We start from the raw sequence: 15,007 nt of genomic DNA, 5'->3' as shown, positions 1-15,007 counted from the left end.
GAGTCCTTCCCAACCAGGAGACACAGCGAATGAGTTCCCCGAATTCCATGGCCGGCAAGGTCGCCTTCATCACCGGCGGCGGCACCGGCATCGGTGCGGCGGTGGCCGCGCAGTTCGTCGCGGCGGGCGGCCGCGTGGTGCTGATGGGGCGCCGCCTCGCGCAGCTCGACGCGGTGGCGTCGAAGCTCGGCGGGCTCGCGGTGGCGGGCGATGCAGCGAACACCGCCGACGTGCAGCGCGCGTTGGCCGCCGCGCGCGAACGCTTCGGCGGTGTCGACGTGCTGGTCGCCAACGCGGGCGGCCACGGCGTGGGCGACGCGCTTGCGACCGACGACGCCTCGTGGGCGCTGTCCACGCGCCTGAACCTCGACACCGCTTTCGTCTGCGCGCGCGAGCTGCTGCCCGAGCTCATCGCGCGGCGCGGCAACATCGTCGTGCTCTCGTCGCTTGCGGGCCACTTCGCGGGGCCGGGCGTGGTCGGCTACGTGACCATGAAGCACGCACTCATCGGCCTCGTGCGTTCGCTGGCGCGCGACTACGGCCAACAGGGCGTGCGCGTGAACGCCGTGTGCCCCGGCTGGGTGCGCACCGAGATGGCCGACGAACAGATGCAGGTGCTCGTCGACAAGCACCGCTTGCCGAACACCGACGCGGCCTACGACCTCGTCACGCGCGACGTGCCCATGGGCCGCGCCGCCAGCCCCGACGACGTGGCGAACGCCGTGCTGTTCCTCGCCTCGCCGCTGGCCGCGATGGTCAGCGGCAGTTCGCTGATGGTCGATGGCGGCGCGTCCGCGGTCGACCTGCCCACCATCGCCTTCGCGCACGACGCCTGAAGAAGGAAAGACGCCATGAGCACCGACACCACGAAACCCGCCGACTGGAAGACCTACGACCAGTTCGCCCTCGGCATCGCAACCAACCGCCTGCCCGCCACCGACGCACTCGCCGGCCAGACGCTGCGGCTCGCGCTGCCCGGCTTCCAGCTCACGCTGCAGCCGCGCGCGCAGCACACGCTCGACTGGCACGAAGACGGCGCACGCGGCGGGCAAGGCCAGGGCGACTGGTACGAGGCCATCGAGGTCGCGCCCGACACCTTCTTCCTCGACATCACGCAGGCCAGCCGACCCAGCGAGGCGCTGACCGTGGTCCTCAACACGCGCACGCGCCGCGTGCTCGCGATCCGCTGCCGCATCGTCGGCGCCGACGAGGCCGCGGGCCAGCCGCGCGTGCCGCAGGACTTCTGGCCCGGCACGCTCGAAGGCGGCACTGCCACTGGCAGCGCACCGCACGCCACGCGCGACCTCATCGGCCTGCGCACCTGGCAGACCTACAGCCCCAACCACACCTACGAGCACACCTACCTGAGCGCCGAGCGCTACGCCTGGCAGTGCCTCGTGGGCGTGCAGCGCGGCCATGGCGACGTCGACCTCGCGAGCTACTGGAAGTTCGACGACGACCAGTACGTCTTCACCTTCCGCGAGTTCCTGATCCCGGTCGCGTCGGTGTTCTTCTTCGACTTCGCGAACGGCCGCTCGACCGGCAAGTTCCTCGGGCTCACCGGCACCGGCGCGATCGCCAACAACCCTGCCGGCGCCTTCATGCGCAAGGCCTCGCAGACCTTCTACCCGCCCGAGTTCGGGCCCGTCTGACCTCATCGTTGTCCAGGAGCTTTTTCATGCGCACCCCTTACCAGATCGTGGCCGACCACTACGCCGCCTCCGACCGCCACGACCTCGCCGCGATGTTCGCCGACGTGGCCAACGACGTGCAGTGGACCGAGATGGCCGGCTTTCCCTGCGCCGGCACGCACGTCGGCCCCGCGCAGGTGGTCGAGAAGGTCTTCCAGGTGCTCGGCGCCGAGTGGGAGGGCTACCGCTTCGTGCTCGAGCGGCTGGTCGACGGCGGCGACACCGTGGTCGGCATCGGCGACTACCACGCGCGCCACCGCACCACGGGCAAGCCGATGCAGGCCCGCGTCACGCACGTGTGGCAGGTGCAGGGCGGAAAGGTGCAGCGCTTCGAGCAGTTCACCGACACGCTGCTCGTCGCGCGCGCCATGCAGCCGTGACACCGCTTTCCTTCGCATCCTTCGCATCCCTTCCCGGAGCCCGCCCATGAATCTGCGCGACCTGTCGATCGAACACCTCGGCCAGGTGGGCCTGCTGGCGCAGCGCCGCCGCGGCAACCACATCGACGGCCACGAGGTCGTGCCCCGCAACGGGCAGTACCTGCCGGTGGTCGACCCGGCCACCGAGATGACCGTGGCCGAAGCACCCGACAGCGACGCGGACGACGTGCACGCCGCCGTCGCCGGCGCGCGTCGCACCTTCGAGAGCGCCGCGTGGAAGTCGCTGCGCCCGGCCGACCGCGAGCGCATGCTCTACACGCTCTCGACGCTCATCGAATCGCACGCCGACGAACTCAGCGCGCTCGAAACCCTGCAAAGCGGCAAGCTGCGCGGCATCGCGCGCATGGTCGACGTGGGCGCGGGCGCGGAGTTCGTGCGCTACATGGCGGGCTGGGCCACCAAGCTCGAAGGCCAGACGCTCGACAACTCCATCGGCATCCCCGGCGCGCAGTGGGTCACGTACACGCGGCGCGAACCGGTGGGCGTGGTCGCGGCCATCGTGCCGTGGAACTTTCCGCTCGCCATCGCGCTGTGGAAGGTGGCGCCCGCGCTCGCGGCCGGCTGCACCGTGGTGCTCAAGCCGTCGGAAGAAACGCCGCTCACCGCGCTGCGGCTGGCCGAGCTGGCGCTGGAGGCGGGCTTTCCGCCGGGCGCGCTCAACGTGGTGTGCGGGCGCGGCGCCACGGCCGGCGCGGCGCTGGCGGCGCACCCGGACGTCCGCAAGATCAGCTTCACCGGCTCGACGGCGGTGGGCCGGCACATCGGCCACGCCGCCGTCGACAGCATGGCGCGCTTCACGCTGGAGCTGGGCGGCAAGTCGCCGCTCATCGTGCTCGGCGATGCCGACCCGGTGGCGGCGGCGCAGGGCGCGGCCAACGGCATCTTCTTTCACCAGGGCCAGGTGTGCACCGCGGGCTCACGCGTGTACGTGCAGCGCGGCCTGTTCGACGAGGTGGTGCGCCGGCTCGCGCAGGCCGCCGAAGGCCTGCACATCGGCTCGGGCTTCGACCCGAAGGCGCAGTTCGGGCCGCTCGTGTCCAAGCGCCACCTGGCGCGCGTGATGGCGCACATCGACGGCGCGGTGGCCGAGGGCGCCACGCTGGTCACGGGCGGGCGCCAGGCCTTCGACGGCGGCTGCTTCGTGCAGCCCACCGTGTTCGTCGATGCGCAGCCGTCGATGCGCATCGCGCGCGAAGAGGTGTTCGGCCCGGTCGCGACGGTCGTGCCCTTCGACGACGTGGACGACGCGGTGCGCCTGGCCAACGACAGCGCCTACGGCCTGGCGGCCAGCGTCTGGTCGAACGATCTCTCTGCTGTGCACCGCATCGTGCCGCGCCTGCAGGCGGGCGTGGTCTGGGTCAACGCGCACAACGTGCTCGACAACGCGCTGCCGCTGGGTGGGGTGAAGCAGTCGGGCAGCGGGCGCGACCTCGGGCGCGCGGCGGTGGAGAGCTTCACCGAACTCAAGAGCGTGTGCATGGCGGTGTAGCCCCGCCCCGGTTTCGATCACCCAAAAAGAAGGAGACACCTCATGCAAAGCAAAAGACGAATCGCGCTGTCGGCCGTTGCCGGCGCGCTGGGCCTGGCCAGCTTCAGCGGCGCCTGGGCGCAGTCTGGCCCCGACTGCGGCCTCAACACCGGCAAGCCCGCCACGGGCGAGCCCATTCCCATCGGCGCCGTGGTCGGCAAGACCGGCCCCGACGACTTCAGCGCCTCGGGCCAGGCGGCGGCTGCGTACTTCAAGTGCGTCAACGCCAACGGCGGCATCCACGGCCGCCCGGTCGACTACCTCGTGCTCGACGACCAGTGGAACCCCGAAACGGCCGCGCAGGTGGCCTCCAAGCTCGTGAAGGACCGCAAGGTGGTCGCGCTCGTGGGCAGCACCAGCTTCGTGGAGTGCGGCGCCAACGCCAAGATGTACGCCGACGAGGGCGTGATGGTCATCGCCGGCACCGGCGTGCCGCGCGAATGCTTCAACGCGCGCAACTACGTGCCGGTGAACGCCGGGCCGCGCGTGTCGGCCACCATCGCCGCGATGTACGCCGCGCAGAAGTACAAGGCCAAGAAGATGGTCTGCATCATTCCGAACATCCCGAGCCTGGGCAACTGGGCCTGCGAAGGGCCGAAGGAATGGGGCAGGAAGAACGGCGTGACGGTCGAGACCCTCACCATCGACCCCGGCTCGGCCGACGCCACCTCGACCATGCTGCAGGCCGCCGCGAAGAAGCCCGACACCATCATCATGAACGTGCCCAAGGGCATCCTGGTGCCGATGCTGGCCGCGGCCGAGCAGCAGAACCTGGGCAAGAAGATCCACTTCGTGTCGGCCGCGCCGGCCTACAACGTCGACGTGCCCAAGGCCATCGGGCCGTACTGGAAGGGCAACTTCGACGTCAACCTCGAATTCAACCCGCTCGAATCGGCCGGGCCCGACAACAAGAACTGGCTCGCGGTGATGGACAAGCACGGTGCCAAGAGCGACCCGCGCGACACCTTCTCGCAGGCCGGCTACCTGGCCGCGCGCCTGGCCACGCAGGCGATGCTGAAGATGGACCCGAAGAAGCTCGACCGTGCCAGCGTGACCGACGCGCTGCGCAAGGTGAGCGACTTCCGCAGCGACATCCTGTGCAAGCCCTTCTACGTGGGCAGCGGCAACCGCCATAACGCGAACAACAGCGGTCCCATGGCCAGCCCCGACGGCAACGGCTGGCGCTTTGCGCCCGGCGGCTGCCTCACGGCGGACGACCCGGAGCTGGTCGACATCCGCGCCGACGAGCAGAAGATGGGCCTGAAGTAAGCGCGCCGGGCCATGGAGGACTACCTGCCTTTCGTCATCTCGGGCCTGGGCCTGGGCGCGGTGTACGCGCTCTCGGGCGTGGGGCTGGTGGTGCTCTATCGCTCGTCGGGCGTGCTGAACTTCGCCTTCGGGGCCATCGGCGCGCTCGGCGCCTACGTGGCCTGGACGCTGCTCGAAGCCGACTGGCCGCAGGGCCTCGCGTGGTGCGCGGCAGTGCTCGCGGCCATGGCGCTGTCGCTGGCCTACGGGCGCCTCTTGGCACCGCGCCTGTCGCACCGCGACCCGACCATCCGCAGCATCGCCACGCTGGGCTTCGCGCTCGTGGTGGTGGGCTTCACCGAATGGACCTGGGGCGAGCAGCCGCGCCGCCTCGTGCTGCCGACCGACGGCGGCGCGCTCGAATTCGTGCTGGGCGAGGTCGAGGTGCGGCTCACGCACACGCGCGCACTCGGCCTGGCGCTGGCGGTGCTGATGATGGGCGGCGTCGGCCTGCTGCTGTCGAAGACGCGCGTGGGCCTGAAGATGCGCGCGCTGGCCAACGACCGCGACCTGAGCGCGCTGCTGGGCATCCGCGTGCTCGGCGTCGACACGGTGGCGTGGATATTGAGCGGCGCCTTCGCGGGCGTGTGCGGGCTGCTGCTGGCCAACATCGTGCGGCTGCAGGCCACGCTGCTGACCTTTCTCGTGATTCCGGCCTTTGCCGCCGCGATCATCGGCCGCCTGCATTCGCTGCCGGCCACGGTGGCGGGCGGCATCGCCATCGGCGTGCTGGAGGCGCTGGCGATCACGGTGCCGGGCTTCGCGGCCTTTCGCACGGCCACGCCCTTTCTCATCGCGCTGGCGATGATCGTCTTCTACCGCGCGGGGACGCGGTCGGCATGAACGCGTCGATCCTCGAAGGCGCCATGCCCGCGTCCGACGCGGCACCCGCCGCGCTCGCGCAGGCCACGCGCCGCGCCCGCCGCTCGCTCGTGCTCATGGTGGCCTGCGTGCTGCTGATCGGCTGGGCCGTGCCGTGGTTCGCGAACGCGTACTGGATCAAGACGCTCACGTCGTCGCTCGCGTTGTCGGTCGCGGCGGCCGGCGTGGCGCTGCTCTATGGCCAGCTCGGGCTGGTGTCGCTGTGCCAGTACGCGCTGCTCGGCGCGGGCGGCTGGGTCGCGCTGCGCGCGGGGCACGGGCTGGGCTGGCCCTTCGAGCTGTCGGTGCTCGCGGGCGGGCTGCTGTCGTGCGTCGTGGGCATGCTCGCCGGGCTGCCGGCGCTGCGGCTCAAGGGGCTGTACCTGGCGCTCGTCACGATGATGATGGCGGGCGGCTTCCAGGTGGTCGTCAACGTGACGGGCTTTCCCGACGGCGGCGCGGGCTGGCTCGGCCGCGTGTTCGGCAGCGAGCGGTTGATGATGCCGCGGCCCGCGCTGGCGCTGTCCGACGCCGCGTACTTCCGCTACGTCGCCGTGTGGCTGGCGGCGGTGCTGGCGCTGATCGAGCTGCACCGGCGCACGCGCGCGGGCCGCTCGTGGGCGCTGATCCGGCGCGGCGAGGCGGCGGCCGTGGCCGCCGGCGTGAACATCCTGCGCTACCAGACCTGGGCCTTCGGGCTCGCGGGCTTCTGCGCCGGCGTGGCCGGTGCGCTGCTCGCGGGCGGCGTGGGGCAGCTCGACGGGCGCGCCTTCACGGCGGGCGAATCGGTGATGCTGTTCGCGCTCACGGTGGTGGGCGGCGTGTACCACTGGGCCGGTGCGCTCATCGCGGGCCTGCTGCTGCGCGCAGTGCCGGCGCTGCTGACCGACTTCGGCGTCAACGGCTACCTCGCGATGATCTTCTTCGGCGTGGCGCTGCTGCATGCGCTCATCACCGCGCCGAGCGGCATCGCGGGGCAGCTGACGGGCGTGTTCGATGCGGTGCGCCAACGCTTCGCCGCACCGAAGGACAAGGACGCCGCGCCATGATCCGCATCGACGATCTCACCGTCGCCTTCGGCGGCGTCAAGGCCATCGACGCGCTCTCGGCGCAGCTTGACGCGCCCGTGTGCGGCCTGATCGGGCCGAACGGCGCGGGCAAGACCACGCTGGTCAACGTGCTCAGCGGCCTCGTGTCGCCCAGCGCCGGCCGCGTGGCGGTGGACGGCGCCGACCTGCTGGGCCTGAAGCCCATCGCGCGCGTGCGCTTCGGCCTGCGCCGCTCGTTCCAGACCGAGCAGGTGGTGGAAGACCTCAGCGTGTGGGACAACGTGCGCGCGCTGCTCGACCATGTGCCGCACGCGCGCGGCGAGGCCGCCTCGCAGGTGGCGCGCGCGCTGTCGCACACCGGCCTGCTCGACGTGGCGACCGTCATGGGGCACCGCCTCAACCTGTTCCAGCGCCGCATGCTGGAGCTCGCGAAGTCACTGGTCGGCGCGCCCAAGTTGCTGCTGCTCGACGAGCCCGGCGCCGGACTCACCGAGCAGGAAGCCGGCGTGCTGCGCCGCACGATCGGCGCGGTGCACGCCTTCTGCGGCGCGCAGGTGCTGCTCATCGACCACGATGTCGACCTGATCGCCGCGACCTGCACGCAGACCCTGGTGCTCGACTTCGGCCGCCGCCTCGCGCTCGGCCCGACGCGCGAAGTGCTCGACGATCCGGCCGTGCGCAAGGCCTACCTGGGAACGGAGTGACCACCCCATGCTGAACGTGACGGATCTGCGCCTGCAGCGCGGCGGCAAGGCCGTGCTGCACGGCATCGACCTGCAGGTGCCGCCCGGCGAGGTGACGGCGCTGCTGGGCGCCAACGGCGCGGGCAAGTCGAGCACCGTGATGGCCATCGGCGGCGTGCTGCCGCTCACGGGCGGGCGCATCGAGGTCGAAGGCCACGCACTGCACGGCCAGCGGCCCGAGCGCGTGCGTGCGCTGGGTGTGGCGGTGGTGCCGGAGGGGCATCGCGTGCTCGGCGAGCTGTCGGTGCTCGACAACCTGCGCGCCGCTGCCACCGCACTGCCCGCGGCCGGCGTGGCCGATGCGGTCGAGCGCGTGCTCGGCGTGTTCCCCGAGCTGCGCGTGAAGCTCGCGCTGCCCGCGCGTTCGCTGTCGGGCGGACAGAAGCAGATGGTCTGCATCGCGCAGGCGCTCATCGGAAAACCGCGCTACCTCGCGATCGACGAGCTCTCGCTGGGGCTCGCACCCGCGGTGGTCAAGCGGCTGGTCGAGGTGGTGCAGCAGGTCGCGCGCGAGGGCGTGGGCGTGCTGCTGATCGAGCAGTTCACGACGGTGGCGCTGGCCGTGTCCAGCCGCGCCTACGTGCTGGAGCGCGGGCGCATGGCCTTTGCGGGCTCGTCGGAAGAACTGCGCAGCCGGCCGGAGATCCTGCACAGCAGCTACCTCTCGGCGGCCTAGGCGCGCTCTTTCTGCGCCTTCCGTGCGGTGGGCATCACGAAGGCCTGGAAGTGGTCGCGCAGCCGCGCGGTGAACTCCTCGGCGATGGCCGAAGGCGCCGACTGCGGCGAGAACGCCATCGACACCTCCACCGGGCAGCGCGGCGACAGCGGCAGGATCTTCAGGTCGCGCGCGAACACGGAGGCCACGTAGGGGTTGACGATGCCGACGCCGGTGCCCTGCGCCGCCATCATGCAGATGGTGACCGAGTAGGTGGTCTCGACCGTGGCGGCGCATTCGATGCGGTGCTGCTGCAGCGTGCGCTGGAACTGCTGGTGAATCTCGTCGTCGGCATTCAGTGTGAGCAGCACCTGTTGCTTCAGGTCGCGCACATGGACGGCGTCGCGGTGCGCCAGCGCATGCCCGGGATGCACGACGCACACCGCGCTGGCCTTGTGCAGGCTGACCGCGTCGAGCTGCGGGTCGTGGAAGGCGGCGGTGCTGAGTGCGACGTCGTACAGGCCGTAGAGCAGGCCCTCGCGCAAGGCGTGCGTGCCGACGGTCTGCAGGTTGACATGCACCTCGGGGTGCAGCCGCGAGAAGGCATGGATCACCTGCGGCATGACGCCGAGCCCGAGCGCCGGCGTGCAGCCCACGCGCAGCGAGCCCGCACCCGACTTGCGCAGCACCGCCACGCTCTGCTCGATGCGGTCCAGGCCCAGGAAGTGGCGCTGCACCGTGTCGAACAGCTGGCGCGCCTCGTGCGTGGGGCGCAGCCGCCCCTTGTGGATGTCGAACAGCTTGAGCCCGGTGGCATGCTGGATCTGCGAGAGCAGGCGGCTCACGGACGGCTGCGTGGTGTGCAGCAGCGCCGCCGCGGCGGTGGTGGTGCCGGTCTGCATCACGGCGCGGAAGGCCTCGATCTGGCGGAAGTTCAACGGTCGCGACATGCGGGGGCTCCTGGGCTGCACGGTGCAAGGCGGAAAGCATGGCATATCTTTTCTGCATAGCCTGCGAATGAAAATGAATTTTTCAGAATGATGCTGCGTTCCTAGACTGCGCCCTATCCACCCCCTCCATCGCGCCGTCGCGGCGCACAGCAAGGAAGACGCATGACACAGCAATGGCCCCGCAGGGCCGCCGGCCTCGGCCTTCTCGCACTGGCCCTGGGCGTCGCCTCGACGTCGCAGGCATCGCCGCCGCAGGCCTACCCCGACCGGATGATCCGGCTCGTGGTGCCCTTCACCGCCGGCGGCAGCTCCGACGTGCAGGCCCGCATGCTGGCCGACCGGCTGGGCAAGCTGTACAAGCAGTCGGTGGTGGTCGACAACAAGCCCGGCGCGGGCGGGCACATCGGCGGCAAGTTCGTGGCCGATGCACCGGCCGACGGCTACACGCTGCTGCTCGGCTCGATCGGGCTGCACGCGACCTACGGCGTGTTCAAGAAACTGAGCTACGACCCCGCGACCGACCTGAAGGTGGTCACGGTGCTGGCCGAGATGCCGCACGTCGTGGTCGCCCACCCCGCGCTGCCCGCCAACGATCTGAAGCAGCTGGTGGCGCTGGCGCGCAAGCAGCCGGACACCATCAACTTCGGCTCGGCCGGCGTGGGGTCGTCGGTGCACATGATCGGCGAGCTGTTCAAGCTCACGGCCAGCGCACCGATCGTGCACGTGCCCTACAAGGGCAGCACCGCCGCGCTGAACGACCTGCTGGCCGGGCAGATCCAGCTGATGTTCGAGAACCCGCCGACCACGCTGGCCCACATCCGCGGCGGCAAGCTCAAGGCACTGGCCGTGACGGGCAAGACCCGCCTGCCGGCGCTGCCCGAGGTGCCGACCGCGATCGAGTCGGGCTTTGCGGCCTTCGAGGCCACCTCGTGGACCACGGTGGCGGTGAGCGCCAAGGTGCCCGATGCCATCGCCGACAAGCTCAATGCCGACATCCGCAAGATCGTTGCGGCGCCGGAGTTCCGCCAGGGGCTGTCGGAGCAGGGCATGACGGCGGTGGCGAACACGCGAGATGTCGCGACGAAGTTCATCGCGGCCGAGAAGCTGCGCTGGGACCAGGTGATCCAGCAAGGCCGCATTGCCGCGGAGTGAGCCCCATGTCGTCGAACCCACTTCCCGAGCAACCCCGCCTCGCGCCGGCACCCTGCCGCCGCGTGGGCGATGGCGCGCAGCACCATTTCTTCGGCTACTACAACAAGAGCGCCTGGGACCGCAGCGGGCGCTATTTGCTGGCGCAGCAGGTGCCCTGGATGGACGCCGAACTCACACCGACGGCCACCGCCCGCATCGGCTACTTCGACCTCCAGGACAACGACCGCTTCCATGCAGTCGGCGACACCACCGCATGGAACTGGCAGATGGGCAGCCAGCTGCAGTGGCTCGACGGCGCGCCGGGCCGCCAGCTGATCTACAACAGCTGCACCGGCGACGCCGATGCGTTCTACCCCGGCTTCGGCGCCACGGTGCTCGACGTCGACACCGGCGCCAAGCGCCTGCTGCACTTGCCGATCTACGTGGTGGCGCCCGACAGCCGCTGGGCCTTGAGCGTGGACTACCGGCGCCTGTACATCACGCACCGGACCATCGGCTACAGCGAGGCCGGCGGGCCGTTCGAGCTGCCGCAGGCACCGTCCGACGATGGCATCCACGCGACCGACCTGGCCGCCGGCACGGCGCGCCTGCTGCTGAGCTACGAGGACCTGCGCCAATTCCACCCGCGCGCGTCGATGGACAAGGCGATCCACTGGGTGAGCCACATCGAGGTCAACCCGTCGTCGTCGCGCGTGCTGTTCCTGCACCGCTGGACGGAGCGCGTCGAGGACGAGACCTGCTTCCTGCACCGCCTGCTCACGATGAACCCCGACGGCTCCGACCTGCGCCTGCTGGAGTGCTCCGACCACCCGCTGCCGCAGCTGGCGGACGACTTCGATCCGACGGCCGTGGGCACCTTCGACTACGAGAAGTCGGAGTACCAGATCTCGCACCCGCTGTGGCAGGACGACGAGCACATCATCGTGTGGGGCCCGCACGCCGGAAAGATCCACTACCACCTGTACCACGACCGCGTGGGCGGCGAGGTCCGCGTGATCGGCGACGGCGTGCTGGTGGAGAACGGCCACATGACCTTCTCGCCGGTCAACACACGCTGGTTGCTGAGCGACACCTACCCCGACGCACGCACGCACGAGCGCGTGCTGTTCCTGTTCGACATGGCCACCGGCCGGCGCCATGACCTGGGCAGCTTCTACGCCTCGCCGGACCTGAGCAAGGAGAACCGGTGCGACCTGCACCCGCGCTGGCGCCGCGACGGGCTGCAGGTGTGCATCGACTCGGTGCACGAATCGCAGCGGCAGATGTACATCGTCGACGTGTCGGGGATCGTGGGCAGCCCCTGAAGGGGGGCGTCTAGTGCGTCAGCGCCGGCGACGCCGCCCGCTGCGCCTCGCGCCGCTGGAACTCGCGCGGCGACACGCCGTACTGCGCCTTGAACACGCGGCAGAAATGCGCGCTGCTGTTGAAGCCCCAGGCGAAGGCGATCTCCGACACCGAGGCGCGGCCACCCGCGGCCTGGCGCAGCGCCTCGCTGCAGCGCTCCAGGCGCATCTGCCAGATGAAGCGGTCGAGCGTCTGGTCTTCGTCCTCGAACACGCGGTGCAGGTAGCGCTTGGAGCAGCGCAGCTGCTGCGCGATGAGGTCGAGCGACAAGGCAGGGTCGGCCAGGTGCGCGTGCACGAACTGCTTCACGCGCGCCTTCAGCACGCCCGGCAGCGGCTGCGCGCCGAACTGTTCGTCGGCGTGCGTGGCGAGCGTGGAGGCCAGCAGGCCCAGCACGGTGTCGCTGACCGAGCGGCCGACGGCGTTGGGCAGCGAAGGCAGCTGGTCGGCCAGCGAGGTGAGGAACGAGCCGAGCACCGCGTACAGCCCCTGCATGGCGGGTGTGTGGGCCTCGCAGGTGTGCAGGTCGGGCATCTTCATGCCCTTGAACTGCTGGCGCGGGATCGTGATGGCCAGCAGGCGCGAGCGCTCGGGGTTGGTGATGGCGTAGGGCACGCGCGGGTCGTACAGGCTCCAGTCGCCCGGGTGCAGGTGGAACTCGCGGTCGCGCTGCGAAATGTGGCCGTGGCCTTCCAGCTGCAGCACCAGCTTGTAGTGCTCGTCGAGCGCGATCTCGCGGTGCGTGTCGGGCCGCGCCACGCGGTGCGAAGGCGCCTCGATCATGAACATGCCCAGCGGGCCGAGCTCGTAGGCGTCCATGCGCGCGTCGAACGGGCCGGGGTCGAGGCACTGCACGCGCAGCGCGCCGAAGTACGACTCGTTGATGCGGCCCCAGCAGGCCTGCCGGTCGGCCGGGTGTTCGAGCCGGGTGCTGAAGTGGTGTGCGTTCATGCCGTGGTTCCCAGGGGGCGCCGGAAGCGCTGGTGCAGGATAGGCAGGTCGGCGCGCGCCATCATCGGTACTTCCACCCGGGGCGGCAGGGGCGGTGCGCTCCCGGTCAATGGCCGGTGCGCGCTGGGTCAATGCCCGCGGTTCACACCTTCTCAGACGACGGGCACGCGGCCCGCGTCGGCCGGGTCGACATTGCGGCGGTACAGCATGAGCGTCGCGATCAGCCCGCAGGCCGCGGCGGCCGTCATCCACAGGCCGGGCGCGCCCTTGTCGCCGGTCATCTCGATCAGCCCTGTGGCAATCGCCGGCGTGAAGCCGCCGAACAGGGCGGTGGCGAGGCTGTAGGCCAGCGAGAAGCCCGCGGTGCGCACGCTGACCGGCATCACCTCGGTGAGCGCCACTACCATCGCGCCGTTGTAGCTGGCGTACAGGAACGACAGCCACAGCTCCACCTCGAGCATGCGCGCGAAGCTCGGTGCGCCGACCAGCCACTTGAGCGACGGGTAGGCCGTGAGGATGGTCAGCACGGTGAACAGCACGAGCAGCGGCTTGCGCCCCACGCGGTCCGACAGCGAGCCCATGACCGGCAGCCAGAAGAAGTTGGAAATGGCCACGCACAGCGTGACGATGAGCGCGTCGGTGGTGCTCAGGTGCAGCACGGCCTTGCCGAAGGTGGGCGTGTAGACGGTGATCAGGTAGAACGACACGGTGGTCATCGACACCAGCATCATCCCGGCGACCACGAGGCCCCAGTTGGCCACCATCGAGCGGAAGATCTCGCGCGCGTCGGGGCGGTGCTTGCGCGCCATGAACTCCTCGGTCTCCTGCAGCGAGCGGCGGATGATGAAAAGCACCGGCACGATCAGGCAGCCGACGAAGAAGGGGATGCGCCAGTAGAAGTCGCCGATCTCCTGCGGCGTGAAGGTCACGTTGAGCCAGTAGCCGAGCGCGGCGGCGACGACGATCGCCACCTGCTGGCTGGCCGACTGCCAGCTCACGTAGAAGCCCTTGCGCCCCGGCGTGGCCATTTCCGACAGGTACACCGACACGCCGCCCAGCTCCACGCCGGCCGAGAAGCCCTGCAGCAGCCGTCCGACCAGCACCAGCAGCGGCGCGATCACGCCGATGGTCGCGTAGCTCGGCACGCAGGCGATGAGCAGCGTGCCGACGGCCATCAGCGCGAGCGCGACGATCAGCCCCTGGCGGCGGCCCACGCGGTCGACGTACGCGCCGAGAAAGATCGCGCCCAGCGGCCGCATCAGGAAGCCCGCGCCGAAGGTCATGAAGGTCAGCATCAGCGACGCGAACTCGTTGCCCGCGGGGAAGAAGGCCTTCGAGATCTGCGTGGCGTAGAAGCCGAACAGAAAGAAGTCGAACATCTCCATGAAGTTGCCGCCGGTCACGCGCAGGACGGTGGCGAATTTCGAGGAGGAATGCGCGTTGGCAGGCGCGGAAGTCATGGTGTGTCCCCTGGGGCGGTGTTGTGGGCCCAAGGGTAGGTCGGGGTTCCCGACCTGCACCTGACGAGGGGAGTCAGGTAGCTGTCAATGCGGCGCGCCGCGCTTTGGGCGGCGCGTGCACACGCATCAACTCTTGTACTTGATCGAACACCCGTACGGCCGCGTGCTCGCCATCGACACCGGTTTTCCGCCGGTCACTTCGCCCAGCGCCTGGTTCACGTAGTTGGTGGCGGTCTTGATGTCGTCCACGCGGGCCGAGGCGATGCTGTCGATGCCGCCGGCATACACCAGCGTGCCCTTGGGGTCGATGATGAAGATGTGGGGCGTGGTGCGCGCGCCGTAGACCTGGCCGATCACGCCGTCTTCGTCCATCAGCACGGCGGTGGGCGCGGCTTTTTGCGACTTCATCCAGGCGTCGAGTGCGTCGGCCTTCAGGTAGTCGCTGGCGGCGCGCTCGGTGGAGTTGATCGCGAGCCAGACCACGCCCTTGTCGGTGGCCGCCTTCTGCGTGGCCGGCATGTTGCCGCTGCCGTAGTGCTTGCGCACGAAAGGGCAGCCGGGGTTGGTCCATTCGAGCACCACGAACTTGCCCGCGAAGTCAGACAGCTTGTGCTTGGCGCCGGTGGTGTCGACGGCCACGAAGTCGGGCGCCTGCTGGCCCACGGCGGGCGCGGCGAAGGCGTTGGTGCCCATGAGGAAGGTGGCGCCCAGCGCGACGGCGGCGGCCACGACGGCGCGGCGGGAAGCGCGGCTGAGGGCGGCGCGCGCCTGGCGCGCGGCGCGAAGGGAGCGTGAGTCGACAGTGGGCGAGAGCGTCATGGCCAGCTTGAACTCCAAAAAACAAAATTCCAAACAACAACTGCAGCTTAGAACGG

15 protein-coding genes are annotated in these 15,007 nt (G+C 70.1%); 11 read left to right on the top strand and 4 right to left on the bottom strand.

Features of this window, described 5'->3' with window-relative positions; all coding sequences use genetic code 11:
* Positions 1 to 29: 29 nt before the first annotated feature.
* From ACAM52_RS25110 to ACAM52_RS25070, 9 genes are read left to right on the top strand one after another with little or no spacing between them, the layout of a single operon-like run.
* Positions 30 to 836, top strand: coding sequence for an SDR family NAD(P)-dependent oxidoreductase (locus tag ACAM52_RS25110; RefSeq protein WP_369644865.1), 807 nt, complete (start codon positions 30 to 32; stop codon positions 834 to 836).
* A gap of 15 nt (positions 837 to 851) precedes the next feature.
* A complete protein-coding gene (locus ACAM52_RS25105; protein WP_369644864.1) occupies positions 852 to 1,652 on the top strand; it encodes a MoaF C-terminal domain-containing protein in 801 nt (266 codons plus the stop codon).
* 26 nt (positions 1,653 to 1,678) lie between these two features.
* Positions 1,679 to 2,071, top strand: a complete 393-nt coding sequence (locus tag ACAM52_RS25100; RefSeq protein WP_095743473.1) for a nuclear transport factor 2 family protein — start codon at positions 1,679 to 1,681, stop codon at positions 2,069 to 2,071.
* Between the two features lie 46 nt (positions 2,072 to 2,117).
* Positions 2,118 to 3,620, top strand: a complete 1,503-nt coding sequence (locus tag ACAM52_RS25095; protein WP_369644863.1) for an aldehyde dehydrogenase — start codon at positions 2,118 to 2,120, stop codon at positions 3,618 to 3,620.
* Positions 3,621 to 3,662: 42 nt separating this feature from the next.
* The gene (locus tag ACAM52_RS25090; RefSeq protein WP_369644862.1) at positions 3,663 to 4,928 is read left to right on the top strand and encodes an ABC transporter substrate-binding protein; all 1,266 of its coding nucleotides are present in this window, start codon (positions 3,663 to 3,665) and stop codon (positions 4,926 to 4,928) included.
* 12 nt (positions 4,929 to 4,940) lie between these two features.
* The gene (locus tag ACAM52_RS25085; RefSeq protein ID WP_062476232.1) at positions 4,941 to 5,810 is read left to right on the top strand and encodes a branched-chain amino acid ABC transporter permease; all 870 of its coding nucleotides are present in this window, start codon (positions 4,941 to 4,943) and stop codon (positions 5,808 to 5,810) included.
* Complete coding sequence (locus tag ACAM52_RS25080) at positions 5,807 to 6,877, top strand: branched-chain amino acid ABC transporter permease (protein ID WP_369644861.1); 1,071 nt, start codon at positions 5,807 to 5,809, stop codon at positions 6,875 to 6,877. Before ACAM52_RS25085 ends, ACAM52_RS25080 begins: the two co-directional genes overlap by 4 nt.
* Positions 6,874 to 7,581, top strand: coding sequence for an ABC transporter ATP-binding protein (locus ACAM52_RS25075; protein WP_369644860.1), 708 nt, complete (start codon positions 6,874 to 6,876; stop codon positions 7,579 to 7,581). The genes ACAM52_RS25080 and ACAM52_RS25075 overlap by 4 nt, the downstream gene beginning before the upstream one ends.
* A gap of 7 nt (positions 7,582 to 7,588) precedes the next feature.
* Positions 7,589 to 8,296, top strand: coding sequence for an ABC transporter ATP-binding protein (locus tag ACAM52_RS25070; RefSeq protein WP_369644859.1), 708 nt, complete (start codon positions 7,589 to 7,591; stop codon positions 8,294 to 8,296).
* Here the strand turns inward: ACAM52_RS25070 and ACAM52_RS25065 are convergent.
* Entirely contained in the window at positions 8,293 to 9,225 is a 933-nt protein-coding gene (locus ACAM52_RS25065) for a LysR substrate-binding domain-containing protein (RefSeq protein ID WP_369644858.1), read from the bottom strand. The two genes, ACAM52_RS25070 and ACAM52_RS25065, sit on opposite strands and share 4 nt — an antisense overlap.
* Before the next feature lie 162 nt (positions 9,226 to 9,387).
* Between ACAM52_RS25065 and ACAM52_RS25060 the strand changes: the two genes are divergently transcribed.
* Positions 9,388 to 10,377: a tripartite tricarboxylate transporter substrate binding protein gene (locus tag ACAM52_RS25060; protein WP_369644857.1), complete on the top strand. Its 990-nt coding sequence runs from the start codon at positions 9,388 to 9,390 to the stop codon at positions 10,375 to 10,377.
* 5 nt (positions 10,378 to 10,382) lie between these two features.
* Positions 10,383 to 11,681: a hypothetical protein gene (locus tag ACAM52_RS25055; RefSeq protein ID WP_369644856.1), complete on the top strand. Its 1,299-nt coding sequence runs from the start codon at positions 10,383 to 10,385 to the stop codon at positions 11,679 to 11,681.
* A gap of 10 nt (positions 11,682 to 11,691) precedes the next feature.
* Here ACAM52_RS25055 and ACAM52_RS25050 read toward each other — a convergent pair whose 3' ends face one another.
* From ACAM52_RS25050 to ACAM52_RS25040, 3 genes are all read right to left on the bottom strand, one after another.
* Positions 11,692 to 12,672 (bottom strand): helix-turn-helix domain-containing protein, encoded by a 981-nt coding sequence (locus ACAM52_RS25050; protein ID WP_095949470.1) that lies wholly within the window; start codon positions 12,670 to 12,672, stop codon positions 11,692 to 11,694.
* 152 nt (positions 12,673 to 12,824) lie between these two features.
* The gene (locus tag ACAM52_RS25045) at positions 12,825 to 14,132 is read right to left on the bottom strand and encodes an MFS transporter (RefSeq protein WP_369644855.1); all 1,308 of its coding nucleotides are present in this window, start codon (positions 14,130 to 14,132) and stop codon (positions 12,825 to 12,827) included.
* A 126-nt stretch (positions 14,133 to 14,258) separates the two neighbouring features.
* A complete protein-coding gene (locus ACAM52_RS25040) occupies positions 14,259 to 14,951 on the bottom strand; it encodes a redoxin domain-containing protein (RefSeq protein ID WP_174250269.1) in 693 nt (230 codons plus the stop codon).
* Between the last annotated feature and the right edge of the window lie 56 nt (positions 14,952 to 15,007).

The sequence above is a fragment of the Variovorax sp. V118 genome (genome assembly GCF_041154445.1).
Lineage (GTDB): Bacteria > Pseudomonadota > Gammaproteobacteria > Burkholderiales > Burkholderiaceae_C > Variovorax > Variovorax boronicumulans.
This window is presented reverse-complemented; position numbering and strand designations above follow the sequence as displayed.

Coding starts and splice junctions, on each gene's coding strand:
- ACAM52_RS25065 (WP_369644858.1), bottom strand. CDS start 9,225: ATGTCGCGACCGTTGAACTTCCGCCAGATCGAGGCCTTCCGCGCCGTG.
- ACAM52_RS25090 (WP_369644862.1), top strand. CDS start 3,663: ATGCAAAGCAAAAGACGAATCGCGCTGTCGGCCGTTGCCGGCGCGCTG.
- ACAM52_RS25100 (WP_095743473.1), top strand. CDS start 1,679: ATGCGCACCCCTTACCAGATCGTGGCCGACCACTACGCCGCCTCCGAC.
- ACAM52_RS25060 (WP_369644857.1), top strand. CDS start 9,388: ATGACACAGCAATGGCCCCGCAGGGCCGCCGGCCTCGGCCTTCTCGCA.
- ACAM52_RS25055 (WP_369644856.1), top strand. CDS start 10,383: ATGTCGTCGAACCCACTTCCCGAGCAACCCCGCCTCGCGCCGGCACCC.
- ACAM52_RS25050 (WP_095949470.1), bottom strand. CDS start 12,672: ATGAACGCACACCACTTCAGCACCCGGCTCGAACACCCGGCCGACCGG.
- ACAM52_RS25105 (WP_369644864.1), top strand. CDS start 852: ATGAGCACCGACACCACGAAACCCGCCGACTGGAAGACCTACGACCAG.
- ACAM52_RS25040 (WP_174250269.1), bottom strand. CDS start 14,951: ATGACGCTCTCGCCCACTGTCGACTCACGCTCCCTTCGCGCCGCGCGC.
- ACAM52_RS25045 (WP_369644855.1), bottom strand. CDS start 14,132: ATGACTTCCGCGCCTGCCAACGCGCATTCCTCCTCGAAATTCGCCACC.
- ACAM52_RS25080 (WP_369644861.1), top strand. CDS start 5,807: ATGAACGCGTCGATCCTCGAAGGCGCCATGCCCGCGTCCGACGCGGCA.
- ACAM52_RS25110 (WP_369644865.1), top strand. CDS start 30: ATGAGTTCCCCGAATTCCATGGCCGGCAAGGTCGCCTTCATCACCGGC.
- ACAM52_RS25070 (WP_369644859.1), top strand. CDS start 7,589: ATGCTGAACGTGACGGATCTGCGCCTGCAGCGCGGCGGCAAGGCCGTG.
- ACAM52_RS25095 (WP_369644863.1), top strand. CDS start 2,118: ATGAATCTGCGCGACCTGTCGATCGAACACCTCGGCCAGGTGGGCCTG.
- ACAM52_RS25075 (WP_369644860.1), top strand. CDS start 6,874: ATGATCCGCATCGACGATCTCACCGTCGCCTTCGGCGGCGTCAAGGCC.
- ACAM52_RS25085 (WP_062476232.1), top strand. CDS start 4,941: ATGGAGGACTACCTGCCTTTCGTCATCTCGGGCCTGGGCCTGGGCGCG.